This window comes from Streptomyces sp. NPDC101151 (assembly GCF_044768335.1).
Lineage (GTDB): Bacteria > Actinomycetota > Actinomycetes > Streptomycetales > Streptomycetaceae > Streptomyces.
The window spans coordinates 1-20,753 of sequence record NZ_JBIWPP010000001.1; the positions used below are offsets into that span (position 1 = coordinate 1).

Below are 20,753 nucleotides of genomic sequence, written 5' to 3' on the forward strand. Positions count from 1 at the left end.
AACTTGCGGGGCCCCTGAGGCTTGCGCCCCTCCCGAATCTCGAAGTCCATCGCATCCCCTGAGCTGGGGTGTTGCGACGACCACTAGAACGGAAGGCAACTGCCGGGGGCCTCTCACCTGTGCGCGCTCACCGCAGTGTCAGCGCCGCCGCCATCTTGGTCAGCCGGTCGAAGGAGGCCGTACCGGCCACCACCGTCGTGGAGCCGGGGGTGTTCTCCAGGACCAGGGCGTCGTAGCGGCCGCCGGTGTAGCGGGTCCAGGTGCGGTCGCCGATCTTCTCGGTCCGCTTCGTCGCCGAGCCGCCCTGGCTGGCCTGGTCGATGAAGTCGGCACGCTTCTGAGTGGACTGCTCGACCTGCACGTACTGACCCTCGGGATCCTGGAAACCGAGGTGCCAGCGGTCGGAGTTCTCGCCCTGGTAACGCACCGAGGTCGCCTTCCAGGTCCCCGGCAGGCCCTCCGGGGCGGCCACCGGGTAGCTCGCCGCGCGGCGCGCCGTGAGCAGCTCGACCCGGTAGTCGACCCGCTTGATGTCGGGAGCGTGATCGTCGTGCGGGACCAGGAGATAGATGAACCCCGCCGCGAACCCGATGAGGCCCAGGGAGAGAATCATGTCCCGGACCGTCTTCTGCTTACCGTTCGAACCTGCCACGCCCTCTATCGTCGCAGGTGCCCGGGGCGCTCATCCGTGGGGTCCCCTGCTCATTTTGTCTGCCTAACGATAGAGTCGGGGGTACACCCTCATCCGGCCGTCGTCGTATCAGAAAGGTGCGCTCCGATGACCGAGCATCATCACCTCCCGTCCGAGCTGGACGTCCCCTCCGAGGCCCCCGACCGCAACCTCGCCCTGGAACTCGTCCGGGTGACCGAGGCCGCCGCCATGGCCGCCGGCCGCTGGGTCGGGCGCGGCGACAAGATCGGCGCCGACGGTGCCGCGGTGCGCGCCATGCGGACCCTCGTCTCCACCGTGTCGATGAACGGCGTCGTCGTCATCGGCGAGGGCGAGAAGGACGAGGCCCCGATGCTCTTCAACGGGGAGCGCGTGGGCGACGGCACCGGGCCCGAGGTGGACATCGCCGTCGACCCGATCGACGGCACCACCCTGACCGCCAAGGGCATGCCCAACGCCATCGCCGTCCTCGCGGCCACCGAGCGCGGCGCCATGTTCGACCCGTCCGCCGTGTTCTACATGGACAAGCTGGTCACCGGCCCCGAGGCCGCGGACTTCGTCGACATCGACGCACCCGTGGCCGTGAACATCCGGCGGATCGCCAAGGCCAAGCGGTCCGCGCCCGAGGACGTCACGGTCGTCATCCTGGACCGGCCGCGGCACGAGGGCATCATCAAGGAGGTCCGGGAGGCCGGCGCGCGCATCAAGCTGATCTCCGACGGCGATGTGGCCGGCTCGATCCTGGCGCTGCGCGAGGGCACGGGCATCGACCTGCTGCTCGGCATCGGCGGTACGCCTGAGGGCATCATCTCGGCCTGTGCCGTGAAGTGCCTGGGCGGCACCATCCAGGGCAAGCTGTGGCCCAAGGACGACGAGGAGCGTGCGCGGGCGATCGACGCCGGGCACGATCTGGACCGGGTGCTGACCACGGAGGACCTGGTGACCGGGGAGAACGTGTTCTTCGTCGCCACGGGTATCACCGACGGCGAGCTGATGCGCGGGGTCCGCTACCGGTCCGAGACCGCGACCACCGACTCCATCGTGATGCGGTCGAAGTCCGGGACGGTGCGGCGGATCGACTCCGAGCACCGGCTCAGCAAGCTGCGGGCCTACAGCGCGGTCGACTTCGACCGGGCCAAGTAGCACCGAAGAGCAGGGCAAAGGCGGTGGGCGCCCTCGGTGCGGAGAGGGCGCCCACAGTCGTGTCTAACCCGCCATGCGGTTCGTCGTCGCCCCCGCCGTCTTCTTCAGTTCCACCTCGCGCCTGCGGCGCCGCGCCAGGACCACTCGGCGTTCCGCCGCGGTCAGGCCGCCCCAGACGCCGTACGGCTCGGGCTGGAGGAGGGCGTGTTCGCGGCACTCGACCATGACGGGACAGCGCGCGCAGACGCGCTTGGCGGCCTCCTCACGAGACAGACGGGCCGCCGTGGGCTCTTTGGACGGGGCGAAGAAGAGGCCTGCCTCGTCGCGCCGGCACACGGCTTCGGTGTGCCAGGGGGCGTCTTGGTCCCTGTCGCGCGCTGGCACCCGCTGGGCCGGAACGGCGGCTACCTGCAGGGACGAATGCGGCGGTTGCAGCACGGGTCTACTCCTGACGACGGCTTCGCGAGTGAGCGACGATGCAGCAAGGCCTACCCGCTGTGCGCGCGCCTATGCACTGCGTTTCCAACCGCAGGCGCGCGGCGGCTTGTTCACGCCCCCGGCTACCCGCCGCGGCGGGACCGCACCCTTCCGATCACCGGCGGATTCGCGACCGTCAACGGTCCAGGTGTTTGCGCAGCTTCCTGTCGACCTTGTCCTGGACGCGGTCGAGGATGTCCGCCACGCGCCTGCCGCGCTTGGGCCTCGCCTCGACATTGCCGAGTACGGCCCAGCCGTCGACGTAGACCACGGGCGCATCGGAATCGACCGAGTCCAGCGGGCTCACCTCGAAGTTGCCCAGCACGCCGCCGCCCGTGCCGCGCAGCGAGACGTTCTCCGGGACGCGGATCTGTACGTCACCGAAGACCGAGACGGCCTTGATCACCACCTGCTGGTACTCGAAGATCGCCTCGCTCAGGTCGATCTCGACCGAGCCGAAGACCGCGTACGCGTGCAGCCGGCGTCCGGCCCGCCAGCGGCCACGGCGCATGGCGGTGCTGAAGACGGCGACCACGTTGGCGTCGGCCTCGGCCGGGATCGCGCCGGGCGCGGGGCGGGGCGGGGCGGGCGCGTAGGCGGAGGCCGCGGGCCGCTGATGGGCGGCCGGCAGGTCGCGGATGAAGACCTCCAGCTCACCGACCGTCTTGGCGTGCAGCACCCCCTCCACCCGCTCGGCGTGCTCGTCGGCGGTCAGCCGGCCCTCGGCCAGCGCCTCGCGGAGGATGTCGGCGACGCGGTCACGGTCGGCGTCCGAGGCGCGCAGATCGGTCACGCGCGGGGCGGCGTCCTGGGGCTGGGCGTGCTTCTGAAGGTCCACGGCAGCAGCGTACCGAAACGCGATAGATCGCGACTAGGGGGCGGGGGGACCCGGGTGTCCGGGAACTGAGCCTTACCTCACAGGATCCGTGTCGGCGGCAGGTTCTACGCTGGTGGGGCCCGCCAGCGTCGGCGGGCGGCCGTCCGCCAGAGTGAGGAATGGGCTGAGATGCCTGAGTTCGCGTACACCGATCTGCTCCCCCAGGGCGAGGACACCACCCCGTACCGGCTGGTGACCTCGGAGGGTGTGTCCGCCGTCGAGGGACCGGACGGGCGCACGTTCCTCAAGGTGGAGCCGGAGGCGCTGCGCAAGCTGGCCGAGGAGGCCATCCACGACATCCAGCACTATCTGCGCCCGGCCCACCTGGCGCAGCTGCGCCGCATCATCGACGACCCGGAGGCGTCGGGCAACGACAAGTTCGTGGCGCTCGACCTGCTGAAGAACGCGAACATCGCGGCGGCCGGCGTGCTGCCGATGTGCCAGGACACCGGCACGGCGATCGTCATGGGCAAGCGCGGGCAGAATGTCCTCACCGAAGGCGCCGACGAGAAGCACCTGTCGCACGGCATCTACGACGCCTACACCAAGCTCAACCTGCGCTACTCGCAGATGGCTCCGCTCACCATGTGGGAGGAGAAGAACACCGGCTCCAACCTCCCGGCGCAGATCGAGCTGTACGCGACCGACGGCGGCGCCTACAAGTTCCTGTTCATGGCGAAGGGCGGCGGCTCGGCCAACAAGTCCTTCCTGTACCAGGAGACGAAGGCCGTCCTGAACGAGGCCTCCATGATGAAGTTCCTGGAGCAGAAGATCCGTTCGCTCGGCACGGCCGCCTGTCCGCCGTACCACCTGGCGATCGTGGTCGGCGGTACGAGCGCCGAGTACGCGCTGAAGACCGCGAAGTACGCCTCCGCGCACTACCTGGACAACGCCCCCACCGAGGGTTCGCCGCTCGGCCACGGCTTCCGGGACAAGGAGCTGGAGGAGAAGGTCTTCGAGCTGACCCAGAAGATCGGCATCGGCGCGCAGTTCGGCGGCAAGTACTTCTGCCACGACGTCCGGGTGGTCCGCCTCCCCCGGCACGGCGCCTCCTGCCCGGTCGCGATCGCCGTCTCCTGCTCCGCGGACCGCCAGGCCGTCGCCAAGATCACCGCCGAGGGCGTGTTCCTCGAACAGCTGGAGAGGGACCCGGCACGCTTCCTGCCGGAGACGACGGACGAGCACCTGGACGAGTCCGCGGACGTCGTCAGGATCGACCTGAACCAGCCGATGGACACGATCCTCGCCGAGCTGACGAAGTACCCGGTCAAGACCCGGCTGTCCCTGACCGGCCCGCTGGTCGTGGCCCGCGACATCGCGCACGCCAAGATCAAGGAGCGGCTGGACGCGGGCGAGGAGATGCCGCAGTACCTGAAGGACCACCCGGTGTACTACGCGGGCCCGGCGAAGACCCCCGAGGGCTACGCGTCCGGTTCCTTCGGCCCGACGACGGCCGGCCGCATGGACTCCTACGTGGAGCAGTTCCAGGCGGCGGGCGGCTCGAAGGTGATGCTGGCCAAGGGCAACCGCAGCCAGCAGGTCACCGACGCGTGCGACGCCCACGGCGGCTTCTACCTGGGCTCCATCGGCGGCCCCGCCGCCCGTCTCGCCCAGGACTGCATCAAGAAGGTCGAGGTCCTCGAGTACGAGGAGCTGGGCATGGAGGCCGTCTGGAAGATCGAGGTCGAGGACTTCCCGGCGTTCATCGTGGTGGACGACAAGGGCAACGACTTCTTCCAGGATCCTGCCCCGGCGCCGACATTCACCTCGATCCCGGTGCGGGGCCCCGGCCTGGCGTAACGCCGTCGGTGCGACGGGAGCGGGATTTCGCCCCCGCCGCCCCTACCCGTCCCATCCCCAGGGGCTGCCGCCCTTTCGACCCCGCCCAGCGGGCTCTGAAGGGGCCTCGTCCTCAACGCCGGACGGGCTGAGAGGTGCCGTCGGACGAGCGCGTCCGCCGACGATTCATCCGTTCCGGTCGATGATCTGTTCCGCTTTCGCCACAATCCGGGCCCGCTGCGCGTTCTCTTTCTCCAGGGCCGCCCGGTGCTTCGCTATTTCCCGGTCCTGGATTCCGCTCTCGACCTTCTGCCACGTGGAGGTCAGCCGGGTGGATTCCTTGCAGGCATAGTCGGCGGCCGCCGTACGCAGTTCCTCGGCACTCGGCTTCGGCGGCCCCAGATCAGCCTTGGTGAGGGCCTGCAGAGGATCCGTGTAGGAATAACCCCGCTTGGCCATGCAGGCCGACCATTTCGCGGTGACCGCCTTCACCCCGGGATCCTTCATGGATTCCACGAAGCTCCGCCCGCTGATCTGCCGGGCGACCGGGGAGTCCAGCGTGATTTTCCCCATGAGCTTCCCCTGGGCCACCGCGAGACATCCCGCCGGTCCGTCCATGGCGGCTTCCTGCCGGTCCGATATCTTGGGAGCCGCGGCTTTCGTGGTGCCGCCGAGCCAGGCGGGCGAGAGGTGATAGCCGTAGGTCAGCATATCGGCCTTGACGATGGCCCCGTAGCGCCGCCCGACCTTATAGGGGTCGGGGTAACTCTGCCGATCCGCCCCGTTCGCGGGCTGCTCGATCGTCGGAATGTTCCGCTGCCGCAGGCATTCGTTGACCAGAATGATGGTCGCGGTCTTGATTCCCCGCATTTTGTTCGGCGCCATGAGATATTTCTGCACCGGCAGTGGGAGCGGATTGACGTCCTTGCCTGCGGACGACTGGGCGCCTTCGCCGTGCGACGGCCGCTGCGTCTGCTCGGTGGACGCCGCACCCCCGGAGGAATGGCCGGGGGGGTCCGCGGAGCCGGCACAGGCGGAGAGCGCCAGCAGGGCGGCTGCGGCGCAGGCCGTGGTGAGGGTGTTCCTGACGTGTCGCATGCTCCATCGATTCTTCGGTCGCCCTGCGATCCGTGGCGATCCGCGGGCTGCACTACAAAGCCTTACGGCCCCGACCGAGGAAATCGGTCGGGGCCGGCGCATGAATTACGGGCAGCCCGCCTGCAGCGAGGCGTTCTGGTTGTAGGTGTACCAGAGCTGGCCATAGCCGCTGCCGCCCAGGTAGTCGACGTTGCCGCCGTAGTTGCTGTTGTAGTAGATCCACATGGAGCACAGGTCGGCGTGGACCTCGGCCGAGGCGGCGTTGTTCTTCACCGACTGCCCCGCGCCATTGCCGGAGGAGTCGAAGTAGTGACCGGCGAGGTTCGGTATGGCCGCCGTCACATTGACGTTGTTGTCGTCGAAGTAGACGCTGAACTTGGCGCCGGACTCACCCGAGTTGTAGTAAAGGCACACGTGGCTGGAGGCGCACCGGCCGGTGTTCCCCTTGTGGTCCGTAATGTTGCGGCTATCGGCGGACGCGGTGCCCTGTGCCATTCCCACGAAAGTCGCCAGAATTGCGGCGCCAGCGACGATGGCTCTCTTAGACTTCACCGAATATCTCCGTTGTCTGCGCATATTCTCCGCTTGCGAAAGCGCACACTACCGGCCACAACGATCAAGGTCAACGGAATAGGTACGACCACCCACCGAGACCTGTACGACGGCGTTGGAATTCGCTTCAAAACAGGTTAATAGCACCCATTCCCTTTGCGGAATCACTTCCGCCGCTTAAGCTCGGGGCCGTAGCGGAACAGGTTCCTCCGGATTCCGGCCTGACCCGTTCGGGCCCATGACAGGAACATTGCCGCCTCCCCGGTCGCTGTACCCGGCATGAGCGACGAATACCGCATCGAGCACGACTCCATGGGCGAGGTCCGAGTCCCCGCCCACGCCAAGTGGCGGGCACAGACACAGCGTGCCGTCGAGAACTTCCCCGTCTCCGGGCAGCGCATCGAGCGAACTCACATCGAGGCCCTCGCCCGGATCAAGGCGGCCGCGGCGAAGGTGAACGCCGACCTGGGGGTGCTGGACGAGGACGTCGCGCAGGCGATCCAGGACGCGGCCGCCGAGGTCGCCGAGGGGAAGTGGGACGAGCAGTTCCCCGTCGACGTGTTCCAGACCGGGTCCGGGACCTCGTCCAACATGAACACCAACGAAGTCCTCGCCACACTGGCCGGTGAGCGGCTCGGCCGGGACGTGCACCCCAACGACCACGTCAACGCCTCGCAGTCGTCCAACGACGTGTTCCCGTCGTCCCTCCACATCGCCGCGACCGGCGCCGTCACCCACGACCTGATTCCGGCGCTGGAGCACCTCGCGGACTCCCTCACCCGCAAGTCCGAGGAGTTCGCGGACGTCGTGAAGTCCGGGCGGACGCATCTGATGGACGCGACACCGGTGACTTTGGGACAGGAGTTCGGCGGGTACGCGGCCCAAGTGCGGTACGGCGTCGAGCGGCTGCGCGCCTCGCTGCCCCGGCTGGCCGAACTGCCGCTGGGCGGGACGGCCGTCGGGACCGGGATCAACACACCGCCCGGGTTCTCCGCCGCGGTGATCAGGGAGGTCGCGCGGGTCACCGGGCTGCCGCTCACCGAGGCCCGGGACCACTTCGAGGCGCAGGGCGCCCGGGACGGGATCGTGGAGACCAGCGGGCAGCTGAGGACCATCGCCGTCGGGCTGACGAAGATCGCCAACGACCTGCGCTGGATGGCCTCCGGGCCGCGCACCGGACTCGCCGAGATCCGGCTGCCCGACCTGCAGCCCGGCTCGTCGATCATGCCGGGCAAGGTCAACCCGGTGATCCCCGAGGCCGTGCTCATGGTGGCGGCCCAGGTGATCGGCAACGACGCGGCCATCGCCACCGCCGGCGCCTCCGGGAACTTCGAGCTGAACGTGATGCTCCCGGTCATCGGCAAGAACGTGCTGGAGTCGATCCGCCTGCTCGCGGCCGTCTCCCGGCTGCTGGCCGACCGGACCGTCGACGGCATCACCGCCGACCGGGAACGGGCCCGGGAGTACGCCGAGTCGTCGCCCTCCGTGGTGACCCCCCTGAACAAGTACATCGGCTACGAGGAGGCCGCGAAGGTCGCCAAGAGGTCCCTGGCGGAACGGAAGACCATCCGGGAGGTCGTGCTGGAGGGCGGGTACGTGGAGCGCGGCGACCTCACCCTGGAGCAGCTGGACGAAGCGCTGGATGTCCTGCGGATGACGCATCCGTGACAAGTGGCGCCGCGCAGTTGAACCGTGACGCGCACCGCAGCGTCGTATGCCTGCGGCACCTAATATCTGTGCATGACGGACGACGGAGCGGTGAGACGAGTGGCGGCGGAACCTGCGACGCGCTGGACCCCCGGGACCCCGATCCTGTGGCGGTACCGGGAGAACGCCGGTGACGGCTTCCATATCGCCCGTCCCGTCACCGTCGTCCGGGACGACGAAGCGCTGCTCGCGGTATGGATGGCGCCGGGCACCGAGTGTGTGAAGCCGGTGCTGGCCGACGGCACCCCCGTGCACCTGGAACCACTTGAGTCCCGCTACACCAAGCCGCGCGCGGTGCAGCGGGACCGGTGGTTCGGCACGGGCGTGCTGAAGCTGGCCCGGCCCGGCGAGCCCTGGTCGGTGTGGCTGTTCTGGGACCCGGGCTGGCACTTCAAGAACTGGTACGTCAACCTGGAGCGGCCGCTGGCCCGTTGGGCGGGCGGTGTGGACTCCGAGGACTACTACCTGGACATCTCGGTGCACCCGGACCGCAGTTGGCACTGGCGGGACGAGGACGAGTTCGCTCAGGCCCAGCGGGACGGACTGATGGACGAGGCGACCGCGGGGCGGGTGCGGGAGGCCGGCAGGGCCGCGGTGGAGGTGATCGGCGCCTGGGGCCCTCCGTTCTCGGACAGCTGGCAGCACTGGCGCCCGGATCCCTCCTGGGCGGTACCGTCACTCCCCGAGGACTGGGACCGTACGCCCGCGCACGTGTCCTCATGAGACCCTTGATGCGCCCCCGGTCCACAACCGTAGGATCGTCCTCCGCAAGGGGGCGCTACAGCAACTACCGGAGCATGCGCCGGGCTTGACCATACGTCACCGAGGGGCGGCAGGACGTGAGCGAGGGGTACGAGGGCAACACCACGGCCGACCCGGAAGGGTTCGCCGGCGGCACAGGAACAACCTCTGACCACGCGGGAATTCCGTTCCTGGGGCACGTATTCCGGGTATCGGAATTTCGGCGGGACCATCTGCGCGCCCGCCGCGCAGCCCCGGACGGATGGATTCGACACGCGTGACGGAGCAGCCCACCTCCTCCTACGAGCGCCCCCAGCCGGGCGTCGACCCCGCGGAAGCCCGCGGGGCGCTGCTGCGTACCCCGAAGCCGCTCGGGAACCCGGCCTTACCGGCACAGGCCCGGGCGGACGGTCCGCCCTCCGGTCCGGGGACGACCGCGCCCTGCGGCAAGGGGAACAAGGGGAAGGAGCCCCCAGTCAACGGCCCGGAGCACTCCCAGCCCGCAACCGCCGAACCGGACACTCACCGCCCGCGTCCCGCGCCGGAGGTCATTCCGCCGCAGCCGGGCACCGAGCAGGAGAAGGTGCCGGGCGGCCAGGAGCGCCGTACCGGGCGGGGACTGCCGCCGGGGCGGCCGATGCCGATGCGGCGCGACGGGGACCGGCTCAGGTTCGTGGGCGCGGCGACCCGACGGATCGCCCGCGGCATCGATCTGGACGAGATCGTGATGGGGCTGTGCCGCGCCACCGTGCCCACGTTCTCGGACGCGATCCTGGTCTATCTCCGCGACCCGCTGCCGGTCGGTGACGAGCGCCCCACCGGCCCGGTGGTGCTGCGGCTGCGCCGAACCGACCGGATACCGGACGAACGGGACACCGAGGGCGGCCTGCCGCTCCCGCCGTTCCCCGAGCCCGAGCCGGAGCCGTCGGCGCTCTCGGAGCTGTCTTCGCTGACCACCGAGCTGTGCGAAGTGCGCCCCGGCGGTGCCCTGAACGAGGTGCTGCGCGGGGTCCGGCCGGTGTTCGCCGACGCGCCCGCCGCCCGGGCCGCGCTGCCCGAACTGCTCGGCGAGGGCGGCGAGGCGGTCGTACCGGGCGGCCAGCACGCGATCCTCGCGCCGCTGCGCGGCCGGCGCCGGGTGATCGGCGCGGCGCTGTTCCTGCGCCGCCCGGAGCGGCTCGCGTTCGAGGCGGACGACCTGCTGGTGGCCGCACAGCTGGCCACGCACAGCGCGCTCGGCATCGACAAGGCGGTGCTGTACGGCCGGGAGGCCTACATCGCCGACGAGTTGCAGCGCACCATGCTGCCCGAGACCCTGCCCCGTCCCACCGGTGTGCGGCTGGCCTCGCGCTATCTGCCGGCCGCGGAGACCGCGCGGGTGGGCGGCGACTGGTACGACGCGATCCCGCTGCCCGGCAGCAGGGTGGCGCTGGTGGTCGGTGACGTCATGGGGCACTCCATGACCTCGGCGGCGATCATGGGCCAGCTGCGTACGACGGCCCAGACCCTGGCCGGTCTCGACCTGCCCCCGCAGGAGGTGCTGCACCACCTGGACGAGCAGGCGCAGCGCCTGGGCACCGACCGCATGGCGACCTGTCTGTACGCCGTCTACGACCCGGTCACGCATCGCATCACCATCGCCAACGCGGGCCATCCGCCGCCGGTACTGCTGCATCTGGGCGGCCGCGCGGAGGTGCTGCGGGTGCCGCCGGGCGCGCCGATCGGCGTCGGCGGGGTGGACTTCGAGGCGGTCGAGCTGGACGCACCGGCCGGGGCCACGCTGCTGCTGTACACCGACGGCCTGGTGGAGTCCCGGCTGCGGGACGTGTGGACCGGCATAGAGCAACTGCGTGAACGGCTGGCCGCGACCGCCCAGTTGACCGGCCCCGACCATCCGCCGCCGCTGGAGGCGTTGTGTGACGAGGTGCTGGACATGCTCGGCCCGGGCGACCGGGACGACGACATCGCGCTGCTCGCGGCCCGCTTCGACGGGATCGCGCCCAGTGATGTGGCGTACTGGACCCTGGAGCCGGAGAACGCGGCCCCCGGCCAGGCCCGCCGGCTGGCCCGGCGCGCGCTGGCCCGCTGGGACCTGGAGGAGCTGACGGACCCGGTGGAGCTGCTGGTCAGCGAGGTCGTCACGAACGCCGTGCGCTACGCCACCCGCCCGGTCACGCTCCGGCTGCTGCGCACGGACGTGCTGCGCTGCGAGGTCGGCGACGACGTGCCCCAACTGCCGCGCCTGCGCCAGGCCCGGGCCACCGACGAGGGCGGCCGCGGGCTGTACCTGGTCAACAGGCTGGCCCGGCGATGGGGAGCGACCCGGCTGAGCACCGGCAAGGTCGTCTGGTTCGAGCTGAACCGGGCCTGAGCACGCCGAAGGGCGCCCGGGGAATCCCCCGGGCGCCCTCTTTCGTGCGCCGCCTACTGCCCGAAGTTCCCCTCCGGATCAAGCGGGTTGTCCGTGACACCGCCCGTCGGTTGCCCGGTGGTCGGGGTCTGGGTGGGCGGTGTCTGGGTGGGCGGTGTCTGCGTCGGCGTCTGGGAGGGCGTCTGCGAGGGCGTCCTGGACGGGGTCGAGGACGTCGGAGGCCGGCTGCTCGGGGTGTTCGACGGGGTCTGGGACGGCGACTGGCTGAACGTCGGGGTGTCCGTCGGCTCGACGGCCGCGCCCTGGGTGGTGTTCAGGTCGAACTTCGCCTTGTCCGTGACTCCGAAGGTGTACCCGGCCCAGATCTCCGCCGGGTAGGTGCCGCCGTTGACACGGCCGGGGGACGGGAGCAGGCCGGTGGCGCCCACCATCGTCACATGGGCCTTCTTCTTCATGTCCTCGCCGAACAGGCCGACGGAAGTGACCAGGTCGGGTGTGTAGCCGGTGAACCAGGCGGACTTGTTCTCGTCCGACGTACCGGTCTTTCCGGCCACCTGCTGGCCGTTGCGCAGCGGGTTGTTCGCCACGTTCTTCCTGGCCGTACCGTCGTCGACCACACCGGTCAGCACGGAGGTCACCGTGTCCGCGGCCGTGCGGCTGATCACCTGGCCGCCGATCGGGTCCCCCATGGTGACCTGGTGGTCCTTCTGATCGGCCGTCTTCACGATGGACGGCGTGACCTTGTAGCCGTGGTTGTCGAACGTGGCGTAGATCCCGGCCATCTCCAGCGGGCTGGCGCCCATCGAGCCGAGCGTCTGGGCGGGCACCGCCTGCATGCCCTCGGTGTCCATGCCCAGCTGCTTGGCCGTGTCCATGACCTTGGACATGCCGACGTCGACACCCATCTGGGCGAAGACCGAGTTGACGGACTGGTTCATCGCCTTCTGGACGGTGATGGGGCCGTAGTCGACGTGGTCCTCGTTCGGCGGCCCGAAGCCGACCTTGCTGCCGTGGTCGACGACCTGACGGCCGCTGGTGCCGTCGTAGACCGTGTTGGCGTTGACCGGCTTGCCCTCCTGCGTCGTGGCGTTCTGCTCCAGCGCGGCGGCGAGGATGACGGGCTTGAACGTCGAGGCGGGCTGGTAGTCGCGGCGCGTGGCGTTGTTGATGTAGTGCTTGAAGTAGTCCTGACCGCCGTACATGGCGACGATCTTGCCCGTCTTGGGGTCCACGGACACGGCGCCGGCCTGGATGTGGTCGTCGACCTTGCGCTTCTTCGGGTTCAGCTTGCTGGTCAGCTGCGTCTTGACCGCCTTCTCCAGGGCGGTCTGCTTCTTCTTGTCGATGTTCAGGGTGATGGTCCAGCCGCGGTCGACCACCTGGGCCTCCGCGTCGGACCGCTTGATGCCCTCCGTCGCCATCAGGCGCTCCACCAGCTGCTGGTTGGCGAGCTGGACGAGGTAGCCCTTCTGACCCTCTTCACCCGGGGTGCCCTTGGGGTCCTTGGGGTACGGGAACTTCATGGCCTGGCGCTCGGCGGGGTCGAGCCACTTCTGCTCGACCATGTTGTCCAGGACGTAGTTCCAGCGTTGCTGGACCAGCTTCTTGCCCACGGGGCCCGCGACCGCCCAGTCGTACTGGCTGGGCGCCTGGAGCAGCGCGGCGAGGTAGGCACCCTGCTCGACGTCGAGTTTGCTCGCGTCCTTGCCGTAGTAGGCCTGTGCGGCGGCCTGGATGCCGTAGGCGTTGCGGCCGTAGTAGCTGGTGTTGATGTAGCCCGCGAGGATGTCGTCCTTGGACAGCCGCCGGTCCACCTTCAGGGAGATGACCATCTCCTTGAGCTTGCGGGTGACGGTCTGGTCCTGGTTGAGGTAGTAGTTCTTGACGTACTGCTGGGTGATCGTCGACCCGCCCTGGGTCCCCCGGCCGCTGACCGTGTTGAACAGGCCTCGGCCCAGGCCCTTCACGTCGATTCCGGAGTCGTGGTAGAAGCTCTTGTTCTCCGCCGCGACGAAGGTGTGCTGGACGCCCTTGGGCACCTTGGCCAGGTCCACCATCTCGCGGTTGACCGTGCCGACGCGGGCGAGGACCGAGCCGTCGCTGTACTTGTAGACGTTGCTCTGCTTCGAGGCGAGCGGGTTGCCCTCAGGGACGTCGACGTACATGTACAGCGCGATGAAGCTGCCGATGCCCAGCAGACACACGCCGAGGAACGTGCCGAGCATCTTCTTCCAGGTGAAGAGCCGGCGTATTCGGCCCTTGGCGGGCTTGGCCGACCTGGCGGACCTGCCGCCGGTCGCCGTCGTGCCGCCGGTCGCCGTCGCAGCGCCGGTCGCCTGCGAGGCACCGGTCGATGCCACAGGGGTCTGTGAGCGGCGGCGCTTGGGCGCCGCGCGGCGGCCACCGCGCTGTCGCGCTCGTCTCTCTTCCGCTCGTCCCATGGCTCCCTACGCTCCGCTTCCTCTCGGGGTCAGCTCCGAAAACTAACACCCGTCTATATGACAAAGGGCGCCCGATCCGCTCTTTTACGGACGTGACAATGAGCACCCGCTCCAAGGGAACCGACGGATCTGGCTGGCGCAGGGTTGCCTTCAGGCTTAAAGTGATATCACTTAGCTAGAACGAAGATAGGCACCACCAGAACGGGGGACCCATCCATGTCCGCACACGACGCGACCGCGACCGCCGACGTACCCGAGATGCCCACGCCACGCGTGCGGGAGTTCCAGGCGCACAGCATCGGCGGCGGGCTGGCCCTGCTCCTCGGCCTGCTCGGGCTCGCCGCCGCCGTCGCCCTGTTCGCCGCCTCCTCGGCGGTCTCCGCCGCGGGCGCCAAGGCCGGGCTCATCGTCGGCGGTGTCGCCCTCTTCCTCGCCGCCGTCATCGCGATGCGCGGCCTGAACACGGTCGCGCCCGGCGAGGCGCGGGTCGTCCAGCTCTTCGGCCGGTACCGGGGCACGATCCGGCAGGACGGCCTGCGCTGGGTGAACCCCCTCACCTCGCGGACCCGGATCTCCACCCGGGTGCGCAACCACGAGACCGCCGTCCTGAAGGTCAACGACGCCTACGGCAACCCGATCGAACTGGCCTCGGTCGTGGTCTGGAAGGTCCGGGACACCGCCCAGGCGGTGTTCGAGGTGGACGACTACGCCGAGTTCGTCGCCACGCAGACCGAGACGGCCGTCCGGCACATCGCCATCGAGTACCCCTACGACGCCCACGAGGAGGACGGCCTCTCGCTGCGCGGCAACGCCGAGGAGATCACCGAGAAGCTGGCCGTCGAACTCCAGGCCCGCGTGGAGGCGGCCGGTGTGCAGATCATCGAGTCGCGCTTCACGCATCTCGCGTACGCTCCCGAGATCGCCTCGGCGATGCTCCAGCGCCAGCAGGCCGGCGCGGTCGTCGCGGCCCGGCGGCAGATCGTGGACGGCGCGGTCGGCATGGTGGAGGCGGCGCTCGCCCGCATCGCGGAGCGGGACATCGTGGAGCTGGACGAGGAACGGAAGGCGGCGATGGTGTCCAACCTGATGGTGGTGCTGTGCGGGGACCGCGCCCCGCAGCCCGTGCTCAACACCGGGACCCTCTACCAGTGACGGACTCTCCGGGAGAGACCCCGCGGCGCCGGCCGCAGCAGCGCAAGCAGGTGCTGCTGCGGCTGGACCCGTCGGTGTACGAGGCGCTGGCGCGGTGGGCCGGGGACGATCTGCGGTCGGCCAACGCGCAGATCGAGTTCCTGCTGCGCAAGGCGCTGGCCGATGCGGGGCGGCTGCCGAAGAACACCGGCCCGCTGCCGCGCCGGGGCAGGCCCCCTGTTTCGGAACCGTGACAATCGGCCCCCACCTGCGCCTCCCCACCCCCCGCCATGATCTACACACTCCGCGTATACATGGCGCGTATACACCGTGTGTAGAGTGCTCGCATGTCCATCGGTCACACTCTGCTAGGGCTCCTGGAGTCCGGCCCCCGACACGGCTACGACCTGAAGCGGGCCTTTGACGAGAAGTTCGGTCACGACCGGCCGCTGCACTACGGCCAGGTCTACTCGACGATGTCCCGGCTCCTGAAGAACGGGCTCGTGGAGGTCGACGGGATAGAGGCGGGCGGCGGGCCCGAGCGCAAGCGGTACGCCATCACCGACGCCGGCGTCACGGACGTCGAACACTGGCTCGCGTCCCCGGAGAAACCGGAGGAGTACCTCCAGTCGACCCTCTACACCAAGGTCGTCCTCGCGCTGCTGACCGGCCGGAACGCGGCCGACATCCTCGACACCCAGCGCGCCGAACACCTGCGCAGCATGCGGATCCTGACCGACCGCAAGCGCAAGGGCGACCTCGCGGACCAGCTGATCTGCGACCACGCCCTGTTCCACCTGGAGGCCGACCTGCGCTGGCTGGAGCTCACCGCCGCACGCCTCGACAAGCTCCGCGAGGCGGTGTCCCGATGAATCCTCCCCCCGGCTCCCTGCTCACCGCCGAGAATCTGCGCAAGGCCTACGGCCCGACGCTCGCGCTCGACGGCGCCGAGTTCTCCATCCACCCCGGCGAGGTCGTCGCCATCATGGGCCCCTCCGGGTCCGGCAAGTCCACGCTGCTGCACTGCCTCGCCGGTATCGTGCCGCCCGACTCGGGCTCGATCACCTACGCCGGACGCGAGCTGGGCACCATGAGCGACACCCAGCGCAGTGCGCTGCGCCGCAGCGAGTTCGGTTTCGTCTTCCAGTTCGGACAGCTCGTACCTGAGCTGACCTGCGTGGAGAACGTGGCGCTGCCGCTCAGGCTGAACGGCACCTCCCGCAAGGCGGCCGAACAGGCGGCGCTGAGCTGGATGGAGCGCCTGGAGGTCGACAACCTGAAGGGCAAGCGGCCCGGCGAGGTCTCCGGCGGCCAGGGCCAGCGGGTCGCGGTGGCGCGGGCACTGGTCACCGGGCCCCGGGTGCTGTTCGCGGACGAGCCGACCGGCGCGCTGGACTCCCTCAACGGCGAGCGCGTGATGGAGCTGCTCACCGACGCGGCCCGCTCGACCAACGCCGCCGTCGTCCTCGTCACGCACGAGGCGCGGGTGGCCGCCTACTCCGACCGCGAGATCGTCGTACGCGACGGCAAGTCCCGGGACATGGAGCGCGCCATATGAGCGTGCGGCAGTGGTCCAGGGATCTGGCCATGGGCGGCCGGTTCGCCTTCACCGGCGGGCGCGAGGGCTGGGTCAGGGTACTGCTGACGGCGGTCGGTGTCGGGCTCGGCGTGGCCCTGCTGCTGCTGACCACCGCGATCCCGAACGCGCTGGCGGTACGACACCAGCGCGACGAGGCCCGCCTCGACTACACGTACGACCAGAAGCACAGGCCGAAGGCGGCCGACACCCTGGTGATCTCGGACGCCAACACGAGCTATCACGGCTCCGACGTCCGCGGCCGCCTGGTGGAGCCCGAGGGGCCGCGTGCACCGCTCGCACCGGGCGTGTCCGCGTACCCGGCGCCGGGCGACATGGTGGTCTCCCCGGCGCTCAAGCGGCTGCTCGACTCGGGTGACGGAAAGCTGCTGCGCGAGCGGCTGCCGTACCGGGTGGTCGGCACCATCGGCGAGAGCGGGCTCATCGGCTCGCACGAACTCGCCTACTACGCCGGCGCGAAGCACCTGGCACCGCGCATCAACGGCTGGCAGACGGCCCGGATCAGCGAGTTCGGGAATCCGAACCCGACCTCGGACGAGCGGGCGGACCCCGTACTGATCCTGCTGGTGCTGGTCGTGTTCGTGGTCCTGCTGATGCCGGTCGCCGTGTTCATCGCCGCGGCCGTCCGGTTCGGCGGCGAGCGGCGCGACCGCAGGCTGGCCGCACTGCGGCTGGTCGGCTCCGACAGCCGGATGACCCGGCGGATCGCGGCGGGCGAGGCGCTCGCCGGGTCGCTGGTCGGGCTGGTCTTCGGCACGGTCTTCTTCCTGCTCGGCCGTCAGCTCGCGGGCTCGGTCGAGATCCTGGATGTCAGCGTGTTCCCCAGCTATCTCAACCCCACGCCCGCGCTGGCCGTGCTGGTCGCCGTGGCCGTCCCGGCGGCAGCGGTGCTGGTCACCCTGTTCGCGCTGCGCGGGGTGGTCATCGAGCCGCTGGGCGTGGTCCGCACGGCCAAGCCCGCGCGGCGCCGTCTGTGGTGGCGGCTGCTGCTGCCCCTGGGCGGCCTTGCGATGCTCGCCCCGATGATCGGCCAGGGCCGGTCGAACGGCGCCTTCAACGAGTACCTGGTGATCGGCGGCGTCCTGCTGCTGCTCGTCGGCGTGACCGCGCTGATGCCGTGGGCCGTCGAGGCGGTGGTTGCCCGGCTCGGAGCGGGTGGTCTCGCCTGGCAACTGGCGGTACGACGGCTGCAGTTGAGCAGTGGTACGGCAGCCCGCATGGTGAACGGCATCGCGGTCGCGGTGGCCGGTGCGATCGCCCTGCAGATGCTGTTCGCGGGCGTCGAGGGCGACTACACCAAGGTCACCGGCCAGGACGTCAACGAGACGCAGATGCAGGTCCAGCTGTCGCGGGGCAGCGGATTCGCCCCGGCCACCGAGAAGTTCTCCGCCACCAAGGGCGTACGGAGGGCCACCGCGCTGGGCGACCTGCAAGTGGGCGACAGGAGCTGGAACGGCAAGGGGCCCGACACCAGCACGAACGTCACCATCGGTGACTGCGCCGCACTGCGCCGGGTGGCGCGGCTGACCTCCTGCCGCGACGGGGACGTCTTCGTGGCGCGGGGCGGGGACAAGGACATGGACGCCGACACGGCGAAGCTCGCCGAACCGGGCCGCAAGCTCTACTTCGACACCGGCAACGGCTTCTACCAGGGCCGGGACTTCGTCTGGGCCGTGCCGGCCGGCCTGAAGCAGGTCCGCGCGATCAGCGGCCCGAGCGGGAACACGAGCAGCGACCTGCTCATGACGCCTTCCGCCGTGCCCGACCGGATGGCCCCGCTGGTCAGCGGTCAGGTGTATCTGTCGCTCGACGAGTCGGTGCCGGACGTGCACGAGTACGTCCGCAACACGGCAGCCCGGATCGACCCGATGGCGGACACGATCGTGTGGGCGTCCACCGAGCAGTCCACGAAGTTCACCTCCATCCGGACCGGCCTGCTCGCCGGTGCCACCTGCGTCCTGGCACTGATCGGCGCGAGCCTGCTGGTCTCCCAGCTGGAGCAGCTGCGCGAGCGCAAGAAGCTGCTCTCGGCGCTGGTCGCCTTCGGCACCCGGCGGCGCACCCTGAGCCTGTCGGTGCTGTGGCAGACGGCGATCCCGATCGCGCTCGGCCTGCTGCTCGCCTCGCTCGTGGGGCTGACACTGGGCGCCGTGCTGCTGAAGATGGTCGGCGCGACGGTGAGCATCGACTGGCCGGGCGTGCTGACGATGACCGGCATCGGCGCGGGGGTCGTCCTCGCGGTCACCTTGCTCAGCCTGCCCCCGCTGCTGCGGCTGATGCGGCCGGAGGGGTTGCGCACGGAGTAGCCGGCACGGAGCGGCCGGGCCTGCCCGACGCCACGGTCCCGGCAGAACCGGAGGACCGGGGCGGCCGGATCCGGGCTGCACCATGGCGAGGCCCGGCTCCACCAGGATGAGATCCGGCTCCACCAGCACGAGGAGCGGCCGGCCGGAAGCCGCCGCCCGGATCCGGCCCGCACGCCCGGGCCCCGTGCCGCCGATTCACCGGCGGCACGGGGCCGTTCCGTCAGCGGTCCCCGTCGAGCACCCGCGCCGGCAATGACCGCATGGCCTCGCGCAGGGCGGCCGCCAGCTCCTCGTACTCCGCGCCGCGCGCCGCGCCCGCCCGCATCGCCAGGGCGATACGACGGCTCGGTGCGGGGTCCGCGAAGTAGCCGGTGAGGAGCTGGTTGCTGCGGGTCGTCTCCAGCTTGAGGGCGGTGCGCGGGAGCAGCGTGCAGCCGAGGCCGCCCGCGACGAGCTGGACCAGGGTGGAGAGTCCGGCGGCCGTGGTGGAGACCGGCGCGTCCTCGCGCCCGGCCTCCCGGCAGATGTCCAGGGCCTGGTCGCGCAGGCAGTGACCCTCGTCCAGGAGCAGCAGCTTGAGTTCCTTGAGGGCCTCGCGCGGGATGCCCTCGCGGCCGCCGAGCCAGTGGTCCAGCGGAGTGACGAGCACGAAGTCCTCGTCGAAGAGCGGGAGTTCCACGACTCCGGGCACCCCGAGCGGGACGGCAAGCAACAGCAGGTCCAGGCGGCCGGAGTGCAGGCCGTCGATGAGGTTCGCGGTCTGCTCCTCGTGCACCTGCAGGTCGAGGTGCGGGTACCGCTCGTGCACCAGCCGCAGCACGGTGGGCAGCAGATACGGTGCGACGGTCGGGATGACCCCGAGCCGCAGCACCCCGGTGAACGGCGCCCGGACCGCGTCCGCCTCCTCCAGCAGCGCCCCGACCTCGGCCAGCACCGCCTTCGCCCGTACGGCCAGGCGCTCGCCGGCGGGCGAGAGCAGCACCTTGCGGGTCGTACGCTCGAGGAGGGTCACGCCCAGGGTCTCCTCCAGCGCCGAGACCGCGCCGGACAGTGCGGGCTGGCTCATCCCGATGGCGGCCGCCGCGTCACGGAAGTGCAGATACTCGGCGACGGCGGCGAAGGCACGCAGCTGGGCGAGGCTCGGCTGCCTTCGCTTGCCGTTACTGATGGTCACTGATAACTGCCTCCGATCAACAGATCCAAGTGTAGCTATTTCCCTAATCAATGCACCCTGTGCCAACATCAAGTACGTCCAACCCCATGAGAAACACCCTCAAAAGGGGTGTTTCTTCGCTGCAAGGAGAGCGTGTGCTCACTGTCGGTGACAAGTTCCCCGAGTTCGAACTGGCCGCCTGCGTCTCGCTGGAGAAGGGCTCGGAGTTCGAGACGATCAACCACAAGACCTACGAGGGCAAGTGGAAGATCGTTTTCGCCTGGCCCAAGGACTTCACCTTCGTGTGCCCGACCGAGATCGCGGCCTTCGGCAAGCTGAACGACGAGTTCGCCGACCGTGACGCCCAGGTCCTCGGCTTCTCCGGTGACTCCGAGTTCGTGCACCACGCCTGGCGCAAGGACCACGACGACCTGCGCGACCTGCCGTTCCCGATGATGGCCGACTCGAAGCACGAGCTGATGCGCGACCTCGGCATCGAGGGCGAGGACGGCTTCGCCAAGCGCGCCGTCTTCATCGTCGACCAGAACAACGAGATCCAGTTCTCCATGGTGACCGCCGGCTCCGTCGGCCGTAACCCCAAGGAGGTCCTGCGGGTCCTGGACGCCCTGCAGACGGACGAGCTCTGCCCGTGCAACTGGAGCAAGGGCGACGAGACACTGGACCCGGTCGCGCTGCTGGCCGGTGAGTGA

18 protein-coding genes are annotated in these 20,753 nt (G+C 69.8%); 11 read left to right on the plus strand and 7 right to left on the minus strand.

The window, feature by feature from the left end:
* Positions 1-127 precede the first annotated feature (127 nt).
* Complete coding sequence (locus ACIRU3_RS00005) at positions 128-652, minus strand: DUF4245 domain-containing protein (RefSeq protein WP_404049064.1); 525 nt, start codon at positions 650-652, stop codon at positions 128-130.
* Between the two features lie 126 nt (positions 653-778).
* Here ACIRU3_RS00005 and glpX point away from each other — a divergent pair, with 126 nt between their 5' ends.
* On the plus strand, positions 779-1,813 hold the full coding sequence (gene glpX, locus ACIRU3_RS00010; RefSeq protein ID WP_404049067.1) for a class II fructose-bisphosphatase: 1,035 nt from the start codon (positions 779-781) through the stop codon (positions 1,811-1,813).
* A gap of 63 nt (positions 1,814-1,876) precedes the next feature.
* Here the strand turns inward: glpX and ACIRU3_RS00015 are convergent, their stop codons facing one another.
* Complete coding sequence (locus ACIRU3_RS00015) at positions 1,877-2,251, minus strand: WhiB family transcriptional regulator (RefSeq protein ID WP_404049070.1); 375 nt, start codon at positions 2,249-2,251, stop codon at positions 1,877-1,879.
* Positions 2,252-2,426: 175 nt separating this feature from the next.
* Positions 2,427-3,128 (minus strand): DUF1707 domain-containing protein, encoded by a 702-nt coding sequence (locus ACIRU3_RS00020; RefSeq protein WP_404049073.1) that lies wholly within the window; start codon positions 3,126-3,128, stop codon positions 2,427-2,429.
* A 168-nt stretch (positions 3,129-3,296) separates the two neighbouring features.
* Here ACIRU3_RS00020 and ACIRU3_RS00025 point away from each other — a divergent pair, with 168 nt between their 5' ends.
* Entirely contained in the window at positions 3,297-4,967 is a 1,671-nt protein-coding gene (locus ACIRU3_RS00025; RefSeq protein WP_404049076.1) for a fumarate hydratase, read from the plus strand.
* Between the two features lie 165 nt (positions 4,968-5,132).
* Here the strand turns inward: ACIRU3_RS00025 and ACIRU3_RS00030 are convergent, their stop codons facing one another.
* Entirely contained in the window at positions 5,133-6,044 is a 912-nt protein-coding gene (locus tag ACIRU3_RS00030) for a hypothetical protein (protein ID WP_404049079.1), read from the minus strand.
* 105 nt (positions 6,045-6,149) lie between these two features.
* Positions 6,150-6,539 carry a peptidase inhibitor family I36 protein gene (locus tag ACIRU3_RS00035; RefSeq protein WP_404049081.1) on the minus strand — a complete coding sequence of 130 codons (390 nt, stop codon included), beginning with the start codon at positions 6,537-6,539 and terminating at the stop codon, positions 6,150-6,152.
* 336 nt (positions 6,540-6,875) lie between these two features.
* On the opposite strand from ACIRU3_RS00035, the gene ACIRU3_RS00040 reads away from it, so the two are divergent.
* From ACIRU3_RS00040 to ACIRU3_RS00050, 3 genes are all read left to right on the plus strand, one after another.
* Positions 6,876-8,264 carry a class II fumarate hydratase gene (locus ACIRU3_RS00040; RefSeq protein WP_404049084.1) on the plus strand — a complete coding sequence of 463 codons (1,389 nt, stop codon included), beginning with the start codon at positions 6,876-6,878 and terminating at the stop codon, positions 8,262-8,264.
* Positions 8,265-8,336: 72 nt separating this feature from the next.
* Positions 8,337-9,026: a DUF402 domain-containing protein gene (locus ACIRU3_RS00045; protein ID WP_404049086.1), complete on the plus strand. Its 690-nt coding sequence runs from the start codon at positions 8,337-8,339 to the stop codon at positions 9,024-9,026.
* Positions 9,027-9,306: 280 nt separating this feature from the next.
* On the plus strand, positions 9,307-11,415 hold the full coding sequence (locus ACIRU3_RS00050; RefSeq protein WP_404049088.1) for a SpoIIE family protein phosphatase: 2,109 nt from the start codon (positions 9,307-9,309) through the stop codon (positions 11,413-11,415).
* Positions 11,416-11,468: 53 nt separating this feature from the next.
* On the opposite strand, the gene ACIRU3_RS00055 is transcribed toward ACIRU3_RS00050, so the two are convergent.
* Positions 11,469-13,856, minus strand: coding sequence for a transglycosylase domain-containing protein (locus ACIRU3_RS00055; protein ID WP_404049090.1), 2,388 nt, complete (start codon positions 13,854-13,856; stop codon positions 11,469-11,471).
* Between the two features lie 216 nt (positions 13,857-14,072).
* Between ACIRU3_RS00055 and ACIRU3_RS00060 the strand changes: the two genes are divergently transcribed.
* The 5 genes from ACIRU3_RS00060 to ACIRU3_RS00080 all read left to right on the plus strand — a co-directional run bounded on the left by ACIRU3_RS00060 (position 14,073) and on the right by ACIRU3_RS00080 (position 18,890).
* Positions 14,073-15,008: an SPFH domain-containing protein gene (locus ACIRU3_RS00060; protein WP_404049093.1), complete on the plus strand. Its 936-nt coding sequence runs from the start codon at positions 14,073-14,075 to the stop codon at positions 15,006-15,008.
* Positions 15,005-15,241 (plus strand): hypothetical protein, encoded by a 237-nt coding sequence (locus tag ACIRU3_RS00065; RefSeq protein WP_404049095.1) that lies wholly within the window; start codon positions 15,005-15,007, stop codon positions 15,239-15,241. Before ACIRU3_RS00060 ends, ACIRU3_RS00065 begins: the two co-directional genes overlap by 4 nt.
* Positions 15,242-15,334: 93 nt before the next feature.
* Positions 15,335-15,859, plus strand: a complete 525-nt coding sequence (locus tag ACIRU3_RS00070) for a PadR family transcriptional regulator (protein ID WP_404049097.1) — start codon at positions 15,335-15,337, stop codon at positions 15,857-15,859.
* The gene (locus ACIRU3_RS00075; RefSeq protein ID WP_404049100.1) at positions 15,856-16,545 is read left to right on the plus strand and encodes an ABC transporter ATP-binding protein; all 690 of its coding nucleotides are present in this window, start codon (positions 15,856-15,858) and stop codon (positions 16,543-16,545) included. The genes ACIRU3_RS00070 and ACIRU3_RS00075 overlap by 4 nt, the downstream gene beginning before the upstream one ends.
* Positions 16,542-18,890 (plus strand): ABC transporter permease, encoded by a 2,349-nt coding sequence (locus tag ACIRU3_RS00080; RefSeq protein ID WP_404049103.1) that lies wholly within the window; start codon positions 16,542-16,544, stop codon positions 18,888-18,890. The genes ACIRU3_RS00075 and ACIRU3_RS00080 overlap by 4 nt, the downstream gene beginning before the upstream one ends.
* A gap of 220 nt (positions 18,891-19,110) precedes the next feature.
* On the opposite strand, the gene ACIRU3_RS00085 is transcribed toward ACIRU3_RS00080, so the two are convergent.
* Entirely contained in the window at positions 19,111-20,064 is a 954-nt protein-coding gene (locus ACIRU3_RS00085) for a LysR substrate-binding domain-containing protein (protein WP_404049106.1), read from the minus strand.
* 134 nt (positions 20,065-20,198) lie between these two features.
* On the opposite strand from ACIRU3_RS00085, the gene ACIRU3_RS00090 reads away from it, so the two are divergent.
* On the plus strand, positions 20,199-20,753 hold the full coding sequence (locus ACIRU3_RS00090; RefSeq protein WP_404049109.1) for a peroxiredoxin: 555 nt from the start codon (positions 20,199-20,201) through the stop codon (positions 20,751-20,753).

What these genes read in the sequence shown, in the direction of transcription:
- ACIRU3_RS00035 (WP_404049081.1), bottom strand. Translation starts at nt 6,539, where the DNA reads ATGGCACAGGGCACCGCGTCCGCCGATAGCCGCAACATTACGGACCAC.
- glpX (WP_404049067.1), top strand. Translation starts at nt 779, where the DNA reads ATGACCGAGCATCATCACCTCCCGTCCGAGCTGGACGTCCCCTCCGAG.
- ACIRU3_RS00080 (WP_404049103.1), top strand. Translation starts at nt 16,542, where the DNA reads ATGAGCGTGCGGCAGTGGTCCAGGGATCTGGCCATGGGCGGCCGGTTC.
- ACIRU3_RS00040 (WP_404049084.1), top strand. Translation starts at nt 6,876, where the DNA reads ATGAGCGACGAATACCGCATCGAGCACGACTCCATGGGCGAGGTCCGA.
- ACIRU3_RS00070 (WP_404049097.1), top strand. Translation starts at nt 15,335, where the DNA reads ATGTCCATCGGTCACACTCTGCTAGGGCTCCTGGAGTCCGGCCCCCGA.
- ACIRU3_RS00030 (WP_404049079.1), bottom strand. Translation starts at nt 6,044, where the DNA reads ATGCGACACGTCAGGAACACCCTCACCACGGCCTGCGCCGCAGCCGCC.
- ACIRU3_RS00055 (WP_404049090.1), bottom strand. Translation starts at nt 13,856, where the DNA reads ATGGGACGAGCGGAAGAGAGACGAGCGCGACAGCGCGGTGGCCGCCGC.
- ACIRU3_RS00050 (WP_404049088.1), top strand. Translation starts at nt 9,307, where the DNA reads ATGGATTCGACACGCGTGACGGAGCAGCCCACCTCCTCCTACGAGCGC.
- ACIRU3_RS00025 (WP_404049076.1), top strand. Translation starts at nt 3,297, where the DNA reads ATGCCTGAGTTCGCGTACACCGATCTGCTCCCCCAGGGCGAGGACACC.
- ACIRU3_RS00075 (WP_404049100.1), top strand. Translation starts at nt 15,856, where the DNA reads ATGAATCCTCCCCCCGGCTCCCTGCTCACCGCCGAGAATCTGCGCAAG.
- ACIRU3_RS00060 (WP_404049093.1), top strand. Translation starts at nt 14,073, where the DNA reads ATGTCCGCACACGACGCGACCGCGACCGCCGACGTACCCGAGATGCCC.
- ACIRU3_RS00045 (WP_404049086.1), top strand. Translation starts at nt 8,337, where the DNA reads ATGACGGACGACGGAGCGGTGAGACGAGTGGCGGCGGAACCTGCGACG.